The organism is Streptomyces sp. NPDC055506 (assembly GCF_053643595.1).
The window spans coordinates 24,015-43,183 of the sequence record NZ_JBSHKH010000016.1 but is presented as its reverse complement, the minus strand read 5'-3'; the positions used below and the strand labels follow the sequence as shown (position 1 = coordinate 43,183).

Below are 19,169 nucleotides of genomic sequence, written 5' to 3'. Positions count from 1 at the left end.
CGGGACGGGGCGCGGGCGGGTGATGCCTCGTGATGGGTGCGCGGCTGTCGGACGCCGGATGTGCGTCTGCGGTGCGCCGGGTGCGCGGAATGCGCAGATGGCGTCGTCGTCCTGGGGTGACAGGCGTCGGCGCCAGGGGAACGCTCGCATGGCTGCGCGGATCGCGCAAGGGTTCGCGCGCACTTCGCGCACCACGTGTCATGAGCCGAGCAGAGTCGCGGAGCGCCGCGGTTGCGCGGATCGCGCACCTGCCGATGGATCAGAAGCGTGTGTCGCTCACAGCTCCGTCCCATAACCTCGTGCGTGGAGACGTCGAATGCCACAGGTGTCCACACGGAGGAGGCGATGGTGCTCGTCAGGGGTACGCGGTTACTCGCGGGTGCCGTGGTCGCGGCCTGCATGGTGCTTGTCGGACCCAGTGCGCCCAGCGGTGCCCTCTTCGGCAGGTCCGTGCCCGTCGACGCCGTCAGGGATGTCGTACCGAACCGGGTCATGACGTGGAACATCTGCAACCCCTGCGATGCGAGCAACGTCGGCCGGGCGGCGGAGATCGCCACGTATGCGCCTCAGGTCATCGGCATGCAAGAAGCGTGTGTGCGGGACGTCGAGAGGATCCGGGAGTATCTGAAGAGCCTCCACGGGCTGGAATACCACGTCGAGTACGGCACGGTTCTTCAGGATTGGGGGCGCTGCGGGGGAGTGCCGTGGAATCCGGGAGCCTTCGGCCAGGCGGTCCTCTCTGCGGCCCCGATGAGGGACGCCGTCGAGGTGGAATACCCCGACGGAGGATCAGAGGACCGTGGCTACATGGCCGTCACCACCATGGTGGGAGGCCAGCCCGTCCGGGTCTACAACACCCACCTCGCCCAACGACGTCAGGAAGCAGTCCGGGCGGACCAGGCCCGCGTACTGGCCGCAGACGTCGCCCGGCACGACCGCGCGATCGTCATCGGCGATTTCAACGCCGTGCCGGAGGCTTCCGAACTCGCCCCGATCTGGGCCCTGGCCGCGGATACGGATCCCGAGTGCCGTCCCTCGTCCGCCGGCACCTGCAGGCCGACCACCGACTGGCGCAGCAAGTTCGACTACGTCTTCCTGCGAGGCATCGCCCCGCTCAGGCACCGGGTGCAAACCACCCCGTACTCGGACCACGACCTGCTGTACACCGACGTGGATCCGACCTTCAGCGAGGGCCCCTGACCGCTCCTCAGCCGGTGTGAAGGACCCGAAAGCGGTCGAGGTCCGCCGGATCCCGATCGACGACTTGGATGGGTGGCCCGGCCCATTGCCGGACGCTGATGCCCGGCGTGCGGGTGAACCGGATCTGCCCGCGGGTGCCTTCGACCGCGACACGCGGCCAGGAGTCGGCGACGCGCCGCCGGTCCGTGCCGTGCGAACGCAGGACGTCGGCCAGGACGGCGATCGTGTCGTAGCCCTCGAAGGCGACGAAGGAGGGCGCTTCGGCCAGCCGCTCGCGGAGGGCCGTACCGACTCGTGCGCCGAGCGGGGTGAGGTGCTCGGGCAGGTAGCGCAGGAACGGGATCCCGGCGCCGTCGCCGCCCAGCGACTCCGCCCATTCAGTGAACTCCGGTTGTCCGGCCGGAGCGCCGATCGTGACCTCGGCGAGGCGCTGGTCGCCCCGGACGGACCGGACGATCGGCACGGCCGGCTCCGGGTGGCCGACCAGCAGCAGGAGGGCCGTCGCGCGATGGTCGACGAGTGCGTCGCACACGGCCGTGGGAGTGAGCGCGCTGTCGAGTTCGGTGACCGTGCCGCCGCGTGGAGCGAGAGAGTCCCGCAGTATGCGGATCCCGGATGCCCAGTAGACGCTCGGCTGGGTCGCCACGGCGATACGGGTGTGGCCCGCGCCGAGGAGGAAGTCCGCGTAGACCCGCCAGCCGTGGGACTGCGGCGGGGGCAGGCGCGCGACCCAGTCCGTCGGCTCTTCGGTGAGCGCGTCGAGAACCGCCGACGAGCAGAGGAACGGCAGGCCGACGGCATCGGCCCTGGCGGCAGCGGCGCGGGCGACCACGCTGTGATACTCCCCGGCCAAGGCCGCCACGCCGAGGGCGGCCAGTTCGTCCACTGCCGCCGTGGCCCTCCGGGGATCAGCCGCGGTGTCCCGCACCACCAGCTCGAGTGGTCCCCCGGCGATCCCGCCGGAGTCATTGACTTCGGATATGCCCAACTCGAGTCCGGCGAGCAGGTGCCGGCCCGCCTCCGCCCAGCCGGGCCGACTCAGCGGAACGAGTGCGCCGATCCGTACGGGTGACCTCACGCGCCCTTCCTCCAGATGTCCGTGAACCGGTCGAGCAGAGCGGCCGCCGCCGTCACATCGTCCGTGAGCGGCCGGTCGGCGTGGTCCTCGTCGAGCACCGATCCGGCGAGTTCCAGCGCGTGGGCCACCGGAAGCCCCGGCTCGGGCCTCAGCCCTCGCTGGCGCAATGCCCGTACGGCGGCGACGAGTTCACAGCCGACGACGAGCCGGTACGCGGCGCAGGCGCGCAGTGTCTGACGCGCGGCCAGGGACGCGAAGCTGGCCTGTTCCTCGACGCCGCGGGAGAGCACGGCGTGGCCGAGCGACGCGGGCGCGGAGAACGCCCGCAGATCACCGAGTGCGGCCCCGGCGGCATACTCCAGGATCATCACGCCTGAGGAGGCGGGCTCCTGGTCGGAGAGGAAGGGGCGCAGACGGGTGTAGGCGGGCTCGTTCAGGGTCGCGAGGCGAGAGGTCGACAGACGGGCCACCTGCGTCAGCGACAGTCGGAAGTGGTCCAGGGCGAGAGCGAGTTGGGCCTGGTAGAAGCCGCCGTGGTGGTAGGCGGCCATGTCCTCGGGGAAGATCAGGGGGTTTTCGGCGGCCGCGTTGATCTCGACGGCGACGACCTCTTCCAGGGCGTCCGCCGCGTCATGGGCCGGGCCGTGGATCTGGGGCAGACAGCGGAAGCCGTACGGGTCCTGGAGACGGTCCAGCGGCGGGGTCGGACGATCCGCCGCGCCGATCAACTCCCGCATCCGGCGGGCGACGTCGGCGCAGCCGCGGTGCGGACGGGCGGCGTGCACGGGAGCGGCGTAGGCCTCGTGCGATCCGTCGGTGGCCAGCAGCGACAGCGCGGCGACGACCTGGGTGGCCTCCAGCAGCCCGCGCAGCTCGTGCAGGGCGAGGGCCGACTGGCCGAGGGTGAGGGCGTTGCTGCTGATGAAGGCCAGCGCGTCGTTGTTGTCGAGCGGCAGGGGCTCCGGCGGGGTGCCCCCGCGCCAGGGATGCTCCCCGGCCAAGGCCAGCCCCGCCTGCGCCAGGGCCGCGATATCGCCGGTCCCGACGGAGCCGAACTCGTTGACGACCGGGTACGCCCCGCTCTCCAGCGCCTCGCACAGCGCCGTCACGACGGTGGGCCGCAGCCCCGCGCCTCCGGCCAGCAGCTGGTTGGCCCGGATGGCGAGCATCGCGCGCACCTCACGGGCGGGAAGCTCCTCACCGATGGCGCCGGCGTGGCTGCGCAGCAGCCGCAGACCGTGCTCGGCGTCCGCACCGCTGGGCACGTCCTCGTTCCGTTTGGCGCCGACGCCGGTGGAGCGGCCGTAGACGCGGCCGGTCGCGGCGATCTGCCGGGCGGCGTTCCAGGACACCTCCATACGCCGCATCGCCTCGCTCCGGGCAGTCGGCCGCACGGTCCCACGGGCGAGCCGCGCGACGTCCGCCACACCGAGACCGGTGCCGTCGAGAGCGACCAGAGCCGAGCCGTGCCCGACACCTCTGGGAGTGTCCACAGTCTGAGACGAGATCAAGCCCCAACACCCCTCGATCCAGGCAGTTGACCGCTATTCATGCACCAAGAACTCTGCATGAGGCTATACATTCAGGCAAGGGGTATCTCATGGCGGTGACCGTGTGATTCCTACGGCTCGGGGTCGACCCAGGACAGCCCGTCCTCCGACGCCACCAGACCGCCCGGCCGCAGCGGCGCCTCGTCCTCCAGCGGGCCGCCGAACAGCCCGCGCTCCTGAAGGACGGTCCCTTCCTGGAACACCTGCCGGAAGGTCTTGGACTCGTAGAGCGGATTGCGCAGGTCATCGGAGTCGGGAAGACGGCGCACCGCTCGCTCGAAGTCGTCGGCCGCCGCGGTCAGCCGTTCGCCCGCCGGTCCGGCCCCGGTGAGTGACGCGTCACCGGACGCCAGACCGCCCACCAGTTCGACGAACGCCTCCAGTTCTGTCGTGCCGATATGGGTGACCTTGCGCGCCTTCCAGAAGTACGACCGTTCGTCCTGGTGCATGTCGTAGAAGGAGACCAGGAACTCGTGGAACAGGCTGTACTCGTGCCGGTAGCGCGCCTCGAACTCGGCGAACAGCCGCTCCTCGTCCAGGGTTCCGGCGAGGCAGCCGTTGAGGGACCGGGCGGCGAGCAGTCCGCCGTAGGTCGCCAGATGGACCCCGCTGGAGAGCACCGGGTCGACGAAGCACGCCGCGTCTCCGACGAGTGCCATGCCGGGCCGCCACAGCCGCGACTTCCAGTACGACCAGTCCTTGCGGACACGGACCTGGTCGTAGGGCGCCTCCGTGGCCTGCGGGACGCCGTCGAGCAGGTCGCGTACCTCCGGGCAGGCGTCGATCAGCCGGCGCCAGGCGGTCGCCGGGTCTCCCTGGACGGCCTCGGCGTTCTCGCGGGCGACCACGGCCCCGACGCTGGTCAGGTCGTCCCGGAGCGGGATGTACCAGATCCAGCCCTCGTCGAAGGCGGCGCAGAAGATGTTGCCCTCGTTCGGCGCCGGGAGCCGCGCGCCGCCTGCGAAGTAGCCGAACACCGCGATGTTGCGGAAGAAGTCGGAGTAGATCCGCTTTCCGCCGACGTGCGGGTGGATCCTGCTGCCGTTGCCGGACGCGTCCACGACGAACCGGGCGCGGGCCTCGCGGACCTCACCGTCGGGGCCGGTCCAGCGCACCCCGCGGACCCGCTCCTCGTCGGCGACCACGTCGGTCACACGGCAGCCCTCCCGTACGTCGACCCCGACCCGGCGGGCGTTGTCGAGAAGGATCGCGTCGAACCGGGACCGCTCGACCTGGTAGGCGAACGAGGTCGGGTCGGCCAGCCGGGGCGACAGCGCGAAGGAGAACTGCCAGGGGTCCCGGTTGCGGCCCCAGCGGAACGTGCCGCCGCGCTTCGGCTTGAAGCCCGCCCGCGCCACCTCGTCCTCGACACCGAGGATCCGGCACACGCCGTGCACGGTGGAGGGGAGCAGGGACTCACCGATCTGGTACCGCGGGAAGGTCTCCTTCTCGACGAGGAGGACGCGATGGCCGTGCAGCGCGACGGCCGCCGAGACGGTCGACCCGGCCGGGCCGCCACCGACCACGATGACGTCGAAGTCCCGCGGGGGATGGGCTGGACTCACTGGTCTCCCTTCGTCGTGCGCGCGTCGATCCAGGTGCGGATCGCCGACGCGGTGGTCTCCGCGTGCTCCCGCATCATCGTCAGATGGTCGCCGGGGACGTCCGCGGTCTCGTGTGCCGTGGGCCAGGACGTCCGCCAGTGGTCCGCGTCGGCGGAGGCCGCCATGGCGGGTGTGGGCCGCAGAGCGCGCACAAGGAGCGTGGGTGTGGCGACCGGTTCCGGGGCCCAGCCGAGGAAGATCCGGTTGTAGGCACCGATCGCCGCCAGGGCGCTGTCGTCGTCCCCGGTGAAGAGCGGCCGTCCGGTGTCCTGCGGCGGTGGGGCGCCCAGGGACAGCAGCCAGTCCTTGTCGCTGTTCTCCGGCGTGACGTGGTAGGTGTCCAGCAGCACCAGACCGGTCGCTGCCCGGCCCATGGTCTCCAGCTGGTGGGCCACCAGGTGCGCCACATTGCCGCCCGCCGACCGTCCCACGACCACGAAGGGCCCGTCCCCGACGTGCCGCAGCACGTTCTCGGCCTGCGTACGCGCCAGGGCGGCACGGTCCTCCGGTACGGCGGCACCGGCGCCGATCCCCGGGTGCGGGAACTCCAGAACGCTCAGGTCGTCCTGGAACGCGCGGTGGAAGCGGGGGAAGTCCCCGTCGTCCGACGCGAGCGAGGGGTGGTAGGCCGGGAAGTAGACGACCGTCGGCCTTCCGGAGCCGGTGCCGGACCCGGAGCGGCCGTGGGAGCGGCGGATCGGGGGCAGCGCGTGCTCGCGTCCCCGGGCGGCCGGGAAGGTGGGCAGCGCCCAGGACGCGGTGACGAGCAGGTGCATCGCCGCCACCGGCTGTCCGGCCGCACTGACCGTCCGGAACAGCGAGGAGAGGGTGTACGCCTGTGGCTCGGGCCCTGTGGGTTGGGTGGCCGTCGCCGTGGCCGTCGCCGGTTCGTCGTCCAGCAGGCCGAGCAGATGGCGTGCCAGTTCCTCGGCCGTACGGTGCTCGAACACCACCGCGGCCGACAGCCGGAGCTTCAGCGCGATGCTGAGCCGGTTGCGGATCTGCACCGCGGTGAGGGAGTCGAACCCCAGGTCGGCGAGGGTCTTGCCGGCCGGGAGCGCGTCGGCGTCCGGGTAACCGAGCACCGCGGCGACATCGGCCCGCAGCAACTCCACGAGCGCCGCCTCCCGCTCACCGAGGGGTACGGAGGCCAGCCGCTTGCGCCAGGCTCCCGCCTCCAGCATCTGCCCGGAAGACCCGGAAGACCCGGAAGACCCGGAAGACCCGGCCGAACCGGAGGACGTCGCGGCCACGGTCGGCCGGTTCTGACGGACGAGCCCGCGCAACGGCGGCGGCAGGTGCCCCGCAGCCGACCGAAGCGCTGCCCGGTCCAGCAGGATCGGCGCCAGGACCGGCTCCGTCGAGCGCAGCGCGGCGTCGAACAGGGCCAAGCCCTGCTGCGTCGACAGAGGCACGAACACGTCACTTGCCTGCGGGCGCCGTGGGAGCTGCCCCGCCGCCATGCCGGCGGTGTGCTCCCACGGGCCCCAAGCCAGCGACACCGCAGGGAGCCCCTCGGCGGCACGGCGCTGGACGAGGGCGTCGAGGAACGAGTTCGCGGCCGCGTAGTTGCCTTGACCGGCCCGGCCCAGCAGACCGGAGACGGAGGAGAACACGACGAACGCCGAGAGCTCCATGTCCCGGGTCAGTTCGTGCAGATGCCAGGCCGCGTCGGCCTTCGGCCGCAGCACGGCCGCCATCCGCCCGGGATTCAGCGAGTCCAGCACGCCGTCGTCGAGGACCCCGGCGGCGTGCACCACCGCGGTCAGCGGAGGCTCGCAGCGCTTGACCACCTCGCCCAGGGCGGCGCGGTCGGCCGCATCGCAGGCGACGACGGCGACCCGCGCTCCCGACTCCTCCAGCTCGCGGCGCAGTTCCCGGGCGCCGGGTGCCCCTGGCCCTCGGCGTCCGGTCAGCAGCAGATGCCGTACGCCGTGCTCGGCGACCAGGTGACGTGCCAGCTCCGCGCCGAGCGCGCCGGTGCCTCCGGTGATCAGCACTGTGCCGTTCGTGTCGAAGGGAGCCGCGGAGTCCGAGGCATCACCGGCCGCAGCCAGTCGCGGTACCGTCACCTGCCCCTCCCGCACTCGCAGTTGCGTCTCGCCGGTGGCGATCGCCGACGGCAGCATCCGCAGCGACTCGGGCCGCCCGTCCACATCCACCAGGACCACCCGACCGGGCAGCTCCGATTGCGCCGCGCGCACCAGCCCCCAGACCGCCGCACCCGCCAGGTCGGGCACCGGCCCGGTGGCATCCCGCGTCACCACCACCAGCCGTGAGCCCGCCGTACCCGGATCGCCCTGCCAGTCCTGGAGTGCCTTGAGGACGCGGCCGGTCAGCTCGTGCACGGCGGAGAGCGGATCGGCGCCGGTGGCACGGGCGATGGCGGTGACGGCGACGACCTCGGGGTTCGCGGGACCGGTCAGGAACCCGGCGAGGTTCAGCTCGTCGGGCCCGCGTACCACCCAGGCGCGCTCGTCGGTGTCGCCGGAGACGTCGAGGGCGGACCACTCAGGGCGTAGCAGGGCCCTTCGTACGATGTCGTCAGCCGTGTCATCGGCCATGTCGCCTGCCATGTCGGCCCGGTCGGCCGGGAGCTCCCTGATGGTCAGCGAGTCCACGTGTGCCACGAGTCGGCCGGACGGGTCGGCCAGGGTCAGCGAGACCGTGTCCGGGCTCGTGGGCGTCACCCTGACCCGCAGCTCCGTGGCTCCCGAGGCGTGCAGGCTCACGCCACTCCAGGCGAACGGCACACGGACCGTGCTCGTGCCGGCGGACCGGCCCAGCAGGGGGGCGTGCAACGCGGCGTCGAACAGCGCGGGGTGGAGTTGGAAGCGGCCCGCTTCCGACGCGTGCGACGGGGGCAGCCCGACCTCCGCGAACACCTCGTCGCCGCGCCGCCAGACCGTGCGGACCCCCTGGAAGGCAGGCCCGTAGGCGAGCCCGGCCTCGGTGAGGGCGGCGTACGCGCCGGTGAGGTCCACCGCCTCGGCGCCCTGGGGCGGCCACTGGGTCAGCTCGTCCCGCGCCGTGCGACCGAGGCCCAGCTGTCCCGTGACGTTTCTCGTCCATGAGGGGTCCTCGGCGGACTCCTCCGACCGGGAGTAGATGTCGATCGTCTGCCGGCCCGAGTCGTCCCGCGCGCCCACCACGACCTGGATCCGCACCCCCGCGGGACCGGGCAGAGCGAGCGGTGACAGCAGCACGAGTTCGTCGACCGTGCCGCGGCCCACCTCGTCTCCCGCCCGCACGGCCATCTCGACGAACACCGTCGCCGGCACGATGACCCTCCCGGCGACGACATGGTCCGCGAGCCACGGGTGGGTCCCGAGGGACAACAGTCCGGTCAGCACCGTCCGCCCGGTGTCCGGCACCGGGAACGCCGGGCTCAGCAGGGCCCCGCCGTCGGCCGCCGCCGGGCGCGGTGCGTCCAGCCAGTACCGCTGCCGCTGGAAGGCGTAGGTCGGCAGGTCCACGCGGCGCGCGTCTGAACCCGCGTACACCGCCGCCCAGTCGACAGCGGCCCCGGCCACATGCAGCCGTGCCACGGCCGACAGCAGCGTCTCCGGCTCGTACGCACCGCTTCGTGTCGCCACGGCGAGAACGGAGCCCGTCGTGGGCGCGTCGGACAGGCAGTCGGTGGCCGCCGCGGTGAGGACGGGCCCGGGGCCGAGTTCCAGGTAGGCGGAGATCCCGTCGTCCGCGAGTCGGCGCACGGCGTCGGCGAAGCGCACGGGAAGCCGGGCGTGGCGCACCCAGTACTCGGGCGAGCACAGTTCGGCGGGCTCGGCGGGGCGGCCCGTCACGGTGGAGACGATCGGGATCCGCGGCGGCCGGAAGGTCAACCTCTCGGCCACAGCCAGGAACTCGTCGAGCATCGGCTCGACCAGGGGCGAGTGGAAGGCGTGACTCACCCGCAGCCCTACGGCCCGGCGGCCCCGCGCCTCGAAGCGGGCCGCGACGGCGCGCACCGCGTCCCGCGCGCCCGAGATCACCACGGAACGAGGCCCGTTCACGGAAGCGACCGCCGCCTGTGCCCCGAACTCCGCGAGCGCGGTGCGGACTTCCTCCTCCGTCCCGTCCAGCGCCACCATCGCGCCGCCGGTGGGCAGTGCCTGCATCAGACGGCCTCGCGCGGCGACGAGCGTCGCGGCATCGGGCAGATCGAGCACCCCGGCGACATGCGCGGCAGCCAGCTCGCCGACGGAGTGCCCCGCGAGGCGGTCGGCGCGCACGCCCCACGCCCCGAGCAGCCGGAACAGCGCCACCTCGAAGGCGAACAGTCCGGCCTGGGCGAAGTCCGTACGGTCCACCAGAGCCGCCTCCGGTGCCCCCGGCTCGGCGGACAGCACCGCGCTGAGCGGCTGGGGGAGACGGTCGTCCAGGTGCCGGCAGACCTCGTCGAAGGTGTCGGCGAACACGGGGAACGCTGCGCGCAGTTCGGCGCCCATCCCCGGGCGCTGGGCGCCTTGCCCGGTGAACAGGAAGGCCGTACGGATCTCCGGGCCCGCCAGTCCTCGTACGACCCCTGGTGCGTCGCGGCCTTCCGCCAACGCGGTCAGCGCGTCCAGCATCCGGGTCCGGTCGCCGGCCGGCACGAGCGCCCGGTGGGGGAGTGCGGAGCGCGATACCGCCAGCGAGTGGGCGACGTCGGAGAACGACAGTCCGGGCCGGTTCGTCATGTCGGCCGCGAGCCGGTGGGCCTGGGTGCGCAGGGCGGGTTCGTCGGCGGCGGAGAGCAACCATGGAACGGTGGCGGGGAGCAGCCAGGGCGCGGGCGGTGCCGCCACCGTCTCCGCGGAGACCGCCGCCTCCCCCTCCGGAGCCTCCTCCAGAATCACATGCGCGTTGGTCCCGCCGATCCCGAAAGCCGACACTCCCGCACGCCGCGGCCGGTCCGAGGCCGGCCAGGGCCGTGCGTCCGTCAGCAGCTCCACGCGGCCGGAGGACCAGTCGACATGAGGTGAGGGCGAGTCGGCGTGCAGGGTCCGGGGCAGTTCGCCGTGCCGCAGGGCCTGCACCATCTTGATGACGCCGGCGACTCCGGCCGCCGCCTGTGTGTGCCCGAGGTTGGACTTGACCGACCCGAGCCACAGCGGCTGCTCGCGGTCCTGCCCGTACGTGGCCAGCAGGGCTCCCGCCTCGATGGGGTCGCCCAGCCTGGTGCCGGTGCCGTGTGCCTCCACCGCGTCCACGTCACCGGCGCGCAGGCCCGCGTCCGCCAGCGCTCGTGTGATCAGCCGCCGCTGTGCCGGCCCGTGGGGCGCGGCGAGCCCGTTGGACGCGCCGTCGGAGTTCACGGCGGAGCCGCGGAGCACGGCCAGGACCGGATGGCCGTTGCGCCGGGCGTCGGACAGCCGCTCCAGCAGGACGAGGCCCACGCCCTCGCCCCAGGCCGTACCGTCGGCCGCCGCCGAGAACGACTTGCACCGTCCGTCCGGCGACAGCCCGCGCTGCCGGCTGAACGCGAGGAACGGCTTGGGCGTCGCCATCACCGTGACCCCGCCGGCCAGCGCCAGCGAGCACTCGCCCGAGCGCAGCGCCCGCGCCGCCTGGTGCAGCGCCACCAGCGAGGACGAGCACGCGGTGTCGACCGTGATCGCGGGGCCGCGCAGACCGTAGACGTACGAGATCCGCCCCGAGGCCACGCTGCCCGCCGAGCCCAGCCCCAGGTGCGCCTCCAGCTCGTGGGAGCGGCTGAACCGGGCGGAGTAGTCGCCGTACATCACGCCCACGAACACACCGGTGTCGCTCTCGCGCACCGAGACGGGATCGATTCCGGCCCGCTCCCACACCTCCCAGGACGTCTCCAGGAGCAGCCGCTGCTGCGGATCCATCGCGAGTGCCTCGCGCGGCGAGATCCCGAACAGCCCGGCGTCGAACTCCGCGGCCCGGTGCAGGAATCCGCCGTGTCGGGTGTACGACGTGCCGATCCGGTCGGGATCCGGGTCGTACAGGGCGTCCAGGTCCCAGCCGCGGTCGGTCGGGAACTCCGAGATGGCGTCCCGCCCCTGCGTCACCAACTCCCACAGATCCTCCGGGGAGTTGACATCGCCGGGATACCGGCAGCCCATGGCGACGATCACGACGGGATCGTCGTCGGGGGACCGGTCCCGTGCACGGGGCGCACGGGGGTGCTCGTCAGGCACGCCCTCGAAGAGTGCCACGCGCAAGTACCGGGCGACCTCGGCCGGTGTCGGATGGTCGAAGACCAGGGCCGACGGCAGGTCCAGGCCGGTCAGCTCGCCGAGCCGGTCCACCAGCTCGACGGCGCCTACGGACGTCATGCCGAGATCGGCGAAGGGGCTCTCCGCGTCGGGCAGATCACCGGGTGCGGGCCGGCAGACCTCGGCTGTCGTGGCGAGCACCGTTTCGCGGAGCGCGCGTTCCCGGTCCTCGGGGGAGAGAGGCAGCAGCCGCTCGCGCAGGGCGGTACGAGCGGGGCCGGCCGTGGCCGGAGCCGGGACGGCCAGCGCGTGCCGGGCGATCTTGCCGGACGCGGTGCGCGGGACGGCGGCGATCTCATGGATCTCGACCGGCACCTTGTAGTCGGCCAGCCGGGTGCGGCACTCGGCGAGCACCCGCCGGGCGTCGATCCCGTCCGGATCCGGCACGACGAAGGCAACCGGCACCTCGCCGAGCACGTCGTGCGGGACACCCACGACCACGGCCTCGGACACGCCCGGACACCGCGCCAGAGCCTGTTCGATCTCCGTGGGGTGGATGTTCTCGCCCCCGCGGATGATCAATTCGCTGACCCGGCCGGTGAGCCGGAGCTGGTCGTGCTCGACGCGACGGCCCAGGTCGCCGGTGCGGTACCAGCCGTCCCGCAGCGCGGCCGCCGTCGCCTCGGGCTGCCCGTGGTACCCGGTCATCAGGCTCGGCCCTCGCACCCAGACCTCGCCCTCGGCCCCGTCCGGGACGTCCTCGCCGCCGCGCGGGTCGACGAGGCGTACGTCCATGCCCGGGACGGGCGCCCCGCAGGAACCTTCGGCTCTTGGCCCGCCGGGGCGGTTCACCGCGATCATGCCGCAGGTCTCCGTACTGCCGTACGCGTCGAGCAGCGGCGCCCCCAGCGTCTCCTCCACGGCCGCGCGCAGAGCCGGGCCGCTCGGCGCACCGGCCACCACGCACATCCGCAGCGCCTGCGGGAGTTCGCCCGCCGAGTCGACCAGTCGGTGATACGTCGTCGGCACGCCGGCCAGCATGGTGAAGGGCCCGCCGAGCCCCTCGTGCGCCGTGAGCAACTCCTGTCGCAGCCCGCCCGGCGGCAGCAGCTCACCGGCGATCCGGGCGCTCGCGCCCACAGCGGTCACGCCCAGGATCGCCAGGGAGTGGCTGAAGCTGTGGAACAGCGGAAGCGGCCAGAGCAGCCGGTCGTCGGGCGAGAGGCCGAAGATCGGGGCGTAGCAGGCGGCCACGGACCACAACGCCGCCCGCTGCGTGGACAGCACGCCCTTGGGCCGGTGCGTGGTGCCCGAGGTGTAGAGCATCCAGGCCGGATCGTCGAGCCCGAGCAGGTCGATCTCCGCGGACGCGTCGCTCTCGACCGCGCTCAGGAACGGCTCGGCGTTGTCCGGGACCGGCCCGGCCCCGGTGACCAGGACGCCCAGGCGGTCGTACGGCGCTCCCAGGCGCCGTAGTTGTGCGAGGTGCGCGGCATCGGTGATGACGAACGCGGCGCCGCTGTCCTGGAGGAAGTGGGCCAGCTCGGCGTCGGAGGACCGCGGGTTGAGCGGTACGCCGACCAGTCCCGCGCGCAGCACGGCGAGGCAACTCTCCACCGTCTCCACGCGGTTGCCGAGGCAGATCGCCACGCGGTCGCCAGCACGCAGTGCTGCTCGGGTCTTCAGGTAGGAGGCCAGCGAGCGGGTGCGCCGCTCCAGCTCGGCGTAGGTGACGCCGCGCGCCGAGTCGGAGTAGGCGACCCGCTGCGGGGCCGCCTCGGCGTGCTGCCGCAACAGCTCCGGCACCGGCCGGATCAGCTCGTCACGCCCCATGTCTCCGCCTCCCAAGTCCTGCTCGGTGCAACGATGTTGACCTTACGGGACCCGGGGGCGGTGCTCAGGTCGGCGCTCCGGATCAGCTGGGGCGCATCGTGTCGCCGGGGACGTCGTCGAGGATCTGCTCGCGAAGGATCTCGGCGTGGCCGCAGTGCTGGGCCAGCTCGCGCAGCGTGTGCAGGTAGATCCAGCGCAGCGGCAGCGGGCCCCGGCGGTTGCCTTGCAGGACGTCGTCCAGCGTCAGCTTCTCAGTGGCTCGGCGGGACGCCGCGCACGCCTGCTGATGGGCCTTCTGGATCGAGGCGATCGTGTCGTCGTCGTGGAGGTCGAACGACTCGTCGGGCGAGTCGGGAATGCCGATCTCGCGACGGGACCGGCAGGTGATCGCCTCGTCGAACCAGACCTTCTCGACGAACGTGGCGTGCTTGACCAGGCCGAGCAGCGTGGTCTTGGACGCGACCAGCGACCGGCGCGCCTGCTCCTCGGTCAGCCCGTTGAGACTGTCGTGCAGCGCGGCTCGATGCTCATCGAGGAAGACCTCGAACTGATCGCGGAACGCCGCGTGGAAGACGGCGGGATCTGTCGTTGACTCGAAGACCATGAGCGCAACGATAGGCCGGTCAGGATGTGTGCGTTCATGAGCCTGTCACAAGCGAGCAGGAATGCCGGTCGCGAGGAGGCCGGTTGCCCGGGTATGACCATCGGAGTAGCGCTTCCCCTTCACCATGAGATCGACGGCACGGTACGGCTGGCGCGGGAAGCCCACGAGGCCGGATTACGTTCCGCCTGGTTCGGGCAGACCTTCGCCTACGACTCACCCACGCTGGCCGCGATCGTCGGCCGCGAGGTACCCGGGCTGCAGGTCGGGACCTCCGCGATCCCCGTCTTCGGCCGCCATCCGCTCCTCATCTCCAGCCAGGCCCAGACCGCCCAGGCGGCGACCCGCGGCCACTACCACCTCGGGCTCGCGCTCGGCACCAAGTACCTGACGGAGACCGGCTTCGGAATCCCGCACGAGCGCCCCATCCGCCTGCTCAGGGAATTCCTCACCGCCCTGCGTCAACTCCTCGAGACGGGCAGCGCCGACTTCCACGGCGAGCTGCTGACCGCCACCACCCCCTTGCCGGGCACCGTGCCGGGTGCCGAACCTCCCGTGCCGCTGCTGGTCGCGGCCATGGCGCCGCAGGCGCTGCGCGTCTCCGGCGAACTCGCGGACGGCATCCTCCCCTACCTGGCCGGCCCACGCGCCCTCGCCGAGCACATCGTCCCGGCCGTCACCGCCGCGGCCGAGGCGGCCGGCCGGCCCGCGCCCCGCATCGTGGCGTTCGTCCCCGGAGTGGTCACCGCCGACGCCGAGAGCGTGCGCGAGCAGGCGACCGAGGCGCTCGCCTTCTACGAGCGGTTTCCGTCCTACCAGCGCGTCATCGGACTGTCCGGCGGCACCCGGGCCGTCGACCAGGCCGTGATCGGGGACGAGGAGACCGTCGCCGCCGAGGTCGCCCGGTACCGGGAAGCAGGGGCGACGGAGGTGGTCTTCACGACGACGGACCTGGGCAGCGAGGCCGACCGGCACCGCACCTGGAAGCTGCTCGGAGAGCTGGCGAACGGCTGAGGCACCGGGCAGGAGGGAGGCGGCGGAGCCACGGCGGGCGCAGGCCCTCTTGACGTGGCGGGAAAGCCGCCTGACACTCCAGAGCAGAGATCCCTAGTGCATCGGTAGGAAATGATGGAGCGACTGGAGCCGCCCGCCGACCGCGCGTCGCGCGCGGGCCGGTGGTCTCTGCTCCTCACCTCCCGCCGGCACATCGATCTCCTGCGCGTCTGCAGCGCGGCGAACCCCCTCCGCTGAATCGGCGGCGCCCCCCGGCGCCGCGACCCCGCCGCGCACGGGTACGCGCCGACGCCGCCGCGCACCCGTCCCCCACGTGCGCTGCCCTCCCGCCGCACCTCCCAGAACCACATGCCGGACCCGGACCCAGGGAGACACATGCCCGCCGCACCCCTGACCACCGTCCCGTCCCTCCCCTCACCACCGCCGTTCCGGGGCAGGATCGGCTGTGACGCCAACAGCGGCTACTACGCCGCGCCGCGCCGCTACCGCCTCCACCTCTCGCTGTCCTGCCCCCACTGTCTGCGGATCGCCATCACCCACAGCCTGCTCGGCCTGGAGGACACCCTCCCGGTCGTGCTGCTGCCGGCCCTCCCCGACCGGCCCGACGGCGGACACTCCGCGCTGAGCCCCTTGTACGAGGCCAGCTCGCACCGGCACCCCGGCCCCGCCCTCGCACCGGTGCTGAGCGACACCTGGACCGGGCGGATCGTCACCACCCACTCCTCGCACATCCTCCGGGACCTGGCCCGGTTCTTCGGCGACGACGGCACCGAGGGTCCCGTCCTCTACCCGCCCGGCGCGGAGGAGGAGATAGAGGCCGTCGAACGCCTCTGTGACCACAGCGTCAACGAGGCCGCACAGCGCGCCGGACAGGCCGACACCGACGCCACGGCCCGCCACACCGCCCTCGGTTCCCTCCTGCGGGTCCTGGGTTCGCTGGAGTGGCGCCTGGCCGACCAGGAGTTCGTCCTCGGCGATGAACTGACCGCCGCCGACGTGCGGCTGTGGGTGGCCCTGGTCCAGCTCGACACCGTGCACCGACTGCACCTGGACGCCGCAGCGGTCCACCGCGTCGCCGACCATCCGCACCTGTGGACCTACGCCCGACGGCTCGCCGCCCACCCCGCCTTCGGCCGCCATCTCGACCTGGACGGCATCGCCCGCAGGCACCACGCCCACTGCCAAGGGCTGGAGGCCGCCGGGGCGGCGGTACAGATCCTCGACTGGGCCGTTCACATCGCGGAAGGAACCGCCCGGCAGGGCCCGACCGGCTTCATGGAACCGCAATACGCCCTCCACCTTCGTCCGACCGACTCCGCCTAATCTGCGACGACATGGGGCCCGCCATACCGGAACATGGCGGGCCCCGTGCCCTCCTCGGGAGGGCTGTTGAACCCGTACGGCCGACCTGGAAGGCACCCTCTTCGTGTCCGCACCTCCCCCTCTGCACCTTGCCGTCGCGCTGGACGGTACGGGCTGGCACCCGGCGTCATGGCGTGAGCCGGGCGCCCGGCCCCAGGACGTGTTCACCGCCGGCTACTGGGCCGGCCTCGTGACGGAGGCCGAACACGGCCTGCTCGACTTCGTGACCTTCGAGGACGCGCTCGGGCCGCAGTCCTCGCACCCCACAGAGCCGGACGAGCGCACCGACCAGGTGCGGGGCCGGCTGGACGCGGTACTGATCGCCGCCCGGGTCGCACCGCTGACCCGGCGCATAGGGCTGGTGCCGACCGTGGTCGCCACCCACACCGAGCCGTTCCACATCTCCAAGGCGATCGCCACCCTGGACTATGTCAGCACCGGCCGCGCGGGCCTGCGCGTCCAGGTGTCGGCGCGGCAGAACGAGGCCGCGCACTTCGGCCGCCGCACCTTCCCGTCCCTGCGCGCCGAGGACCGGGACACCCCGGCCGGCCGGGACCTGATCACCGAGCTGTTCGAGGAGGCCGCCGACCACATCGAGGTGGTACGCCGCCTGTGGGACAGCTGGGAGGACGACGCGGAGATCCGCGATGTCGCCACCGGCCGCTTCATCGACCGCGACAAGCTGCACTACATCGACTTCGAGGGCAGGCACTTCAGCGTCAAGGGACCCTCGATCACACCCCGGCCGCCGCAGGGACAGCCCGTCGTCAGCGCGCTCGCGCACCAGAGCGTGCCCTATCGACTGGTCGGCCGTTCGGCGGACATCGGCTACGTCACCCCGCACGACACCGACCAGGCCCGGGCCGTCGTCGCCGAGATCCGTGCCGCCCGGGCCGAGGCAGGCCGGGAGCGGGAGCCGCTCCATGTCTTCGGTGACCTGGTCGTGTTCCTGGACGACGACCACACGACGGCGGCGGATCGCAAGGCCCGTCTGGACGGCCTGGCCGGCTACCCCTACACCAGCGACGCCGAGATCTTCACCGGCACGCCCGGGCAGTTGGCGGACCTGCTGCTGGAGCGCCGCCGGGCCGGCCTGAGCGGCTTCCGGCTGCGCCCCGGAGTGATCGGCCACGACCTCGAGCGGATCACCCGCGGCCTGGTACCGGAACTGCAACGCCGAGGCGCCTTCCGGCACGCCTACGAGGCGGACACCCTGCGCGGGCTGCTCGGGCTCGCCCGCCCCGCCAACCGCTACGCCACCGCCTGAAGCCGGAGGAGTCCTACGACCATGAGCGAACCGACCAGGGGCGAGCGCGTGAAGCAGATCCATCTCGCGGCCCATTTCCCCGGCGTCAACAACACCACCGTATGGAGTGACCCACGGGCGGGCAGCCACATCGACTTCAGCTCGTTCGCCCACTTCGCACGGACCGCCGAACGCGCCAAGTTCGACTTCCTGTTCCTCGCCGAAGGGCTGCGACTGCGCGAACAGGGCGGCCGGATCTACGACTTGGACGTGGTGGGGCGCCCCGACACCTTCACCGTCCTGACCGCTCTCGCAGCCGTCACCGAGCACATCGGCCTCACCGGCACCATCAACTCCACCTTCAACGAGCCCTACGAGGTGGCCCGGCAGTTCGCCAGCCTGGACCACCTGTCGGCCGGACGCGCCGCCTGGAACGTCGTCACCTCCTGGGACGCCTTCACCGGCGAGAACTTCCGGCGCGGCGGCTTCCTCCCCCAGGAGGAGCGCTACTCCAGGGCCAAGGAGTTCCTGGCCACCGCCACCGAGCTGTTCGACTCCTGGCACGGTGACGAGATCGTCGCCGACCGGGAATCCGGCATCTTCCTGAAGGACGCGCAGGCCGGAGCCTTCGTCCACCGCGGACAGCACTTCGACATCGCGGGCCGGTTCAACGTGCCGCGCAGCCCGCAGGGCCGCCCGGTGATCTTCCAGGCGGGCGACTCCGACGAAGGCCGTGAGTTCGCCGCGTCGAGCGCCGACGCCATCTTCAGCCGGCACAGCACCCTGGAGGCCGGGCGGGAGTTCTACACCGACGTCAAGGGACGGCTGGCCCGCCACGGCCGAACCCACGACCAGCTGCTGATCCTCCCCGCGGCGACCTTCGTACTCGGCGACACCGACGCCGAGGCGCGGGACCTCGCCCACGAGGTGCGACGCCTGCAGGTCAGCGGGCAGACCGCCATCAAGTACCTCGAACACGTCTGGAACCGGGACCTCTCCGGCTACGACCCGGACGGCCCGCTGCCCGACATCGACCCGGACCCCGGCGAGCACACCATCGCCCGCGGCCGGGCCAGTGTCCGTATGTTCCGCGACCCGATCGCCGTCGCCAGGCAATGGCGTGAGCGCGCCGCGGCGGAGAACCTGTCGATCCGCGAGCTGGTCATCGAGACCACCGGCCGCCAGTCGTTCATCGGCTCCCCGGCCACCGTCGCCGAGACCATCAACGACTTCGTCCAGGCGGACGCCGCCGACGGCTTCATCCTGGTCCCGCACATCACCCCGGGCGGCCTGGACGAGTTCGCCGACACCGTCGTCCCGCTGCTCCAGGAACGCGGTGTCTTCCGCCACGACTACACCGGCACCACACTCCGCGACCACCTCGGCCTGTCCCACCCAGACGGCCACACGGAGCCGAAGCTCCGGCGAGCGGCGTCGTAGCGTCCCTGGCCGGCACGCCGACGGGACCCTCGGGGCCTCCCGGGGGGCGAGCGCGTGCGTGGCCTGCTGATGAC

General features: G+C 72.4%; 10 protein-coding genes. 5 read left to right on the top strand and 5 right to left on the bottom strand.

Annotated features, from left to right (window positions below):
• The first annotated feature begins 345 nt into the window (after positions 1-345).
• Positions 346-1,200 carry an endonuclease/exonuclease/phosphatase family protein gene (locus tag ACWIF2_RS09165; RefSeq protein WP_454359483.1) on the top strand — a complete coding sequence of 285 codons (855 nt, stop codon included), beginning with the start codon at positions 346-348 and terminating at the stop codon, positions 1,198-1,200.
• 7 nt (positions 1,201-1,207) lie between these two features.
• Here ACWIF2_RS09165 and ACWIF2_RS09160 read toward each other — a convergent pair whose 3' ends face one another.
• From ACWIF2_RS09160 to ACWIF2_RS09140, 5 genes are all read right to left on the bottom strand, one after another.
• Positions 1,208-2,278, bottom strand: a complete 1,071-nt coding sequence (locus ACWIF2_RS09160) for an ABC transporter substrate-binding protein (protein WP_454359482.1) — start codon at positions 2,276-2,278, stop codon at positions 1,208-1,210.
• Entirely contained in the window at positions 2,275-3,786 is a 1,512-nt protein-coding gene (locus ACWIF2_RS09155; RefSeq protein ID WP_454359524.1) for an aromatic amino acid ammonia-lyase, read from the bottom strand. Before ACWIF2_RS09155 ends, ACWIF2_RS09160 begins: the two co-directional genes overlap by 4 nt.
• 113 nt (positions 3,787-3,899) lie before the next feature.
• The gene (locus tag ACWIF2_RS09150) at positions 3,900-5,393 is read right to left on the bottom strand and encodes a tryptophan 7-halogenase (protein ID WP_454359481.1); all 1,494 of its coding nucleotides are present in this window, start codon (positions 5,391-5,393) and stop codon (positions 3,900-3,902) included.
• Entirely contained in the window at positions 5,390-13,432 is an 8,043-nt protein-coding gene (locus tag ACWIF2_RS09145) for an SDR family NAD(P)-dependent oxidoreductase (RefSeq protein WP_454359480.1), read from the bottom strand. The genes ACWIF2_RS09150 and ACWIF2_RS09145 overlap by 4 nt, the downstream gene beginning before the upstream one ends.
• An 82-nt stretch (positions 13,433-13,514) precedes the next feature.
• Entirely contained in the window at positions 13,515-14,036 is a 522-nt protein-coding gene (locus tag ACWIF2_RS09140) for a DinB family protein (protein ID WP_454359479.1), read from the bottom strand.
• Positions 14,037-14,129: 93 nt separating this feature from the next.
• Here ACWIF2_RS09140 and ACWIF2_RS09135 point away from each other — a divergent pair, with 93 nt between their 5' ends.
• The 4 genes from ACWIF2_RS09135 to ACWIF2_RS09120 all read left to right on the top strand — a co-directional run bounded on the left by ACWIF2_RS09135 (position 14,130) and on the right by ACWIF2_RS09120 (position 19,095).
• Entirely contained in the window at positions 14,130-15,047 is a 918-nt protein-coding gene (locus ACWIF2_RS09135; RefSeq protein ID WP_454359478.1) for an LLM class F420-dependent oxidoreductase, read from the top strand.
• Positions 15,048-15,422: 375 nt separating this feature from the next.
• Complete coding sequence (locus ACWIF2_RS09130) at positions 15,423-16,370, top strand: glutathione S-transferase C-terminal domain-containing protein (protein WP_454359477.1); 948 nt, start codon at positions 15,423-15,425, stop codon at positions 16,368-16,370.
• A gap of 103 nt (positions 16,371-16,473) precedes the next feature.
• Positions 16,474-17,676 carry an LLM class flavin-dependent oxidoreductase gene (locus ACWIF2_RS09125; protein ID WP_454359476.1) on the top strand — a complete coding sequence of 401 codons (1,203 nt, stop codon included), beginning with the start codon at positions 16,474-16,476 and terminating at the stop codon, positions 17,674-17,676.
• A gap of 21 nt (positions 17,677-17,697) precedes the next feature.
• Positions 17,698-19,095 (top strand): NtaA/DmoA family FMN-dependent monooxygenase, encoded by a 1,398-nt coding sequence (locus tag ACWIF2_RS09120; protein WP_454359475.1) that lies wholly within the window; start codon positions 17,698-17,700, stop codon positions 19,093-19,095.
• The last annotated feature ends 74 nt before the right edge of the window (positions 19,096-19,169 follow it).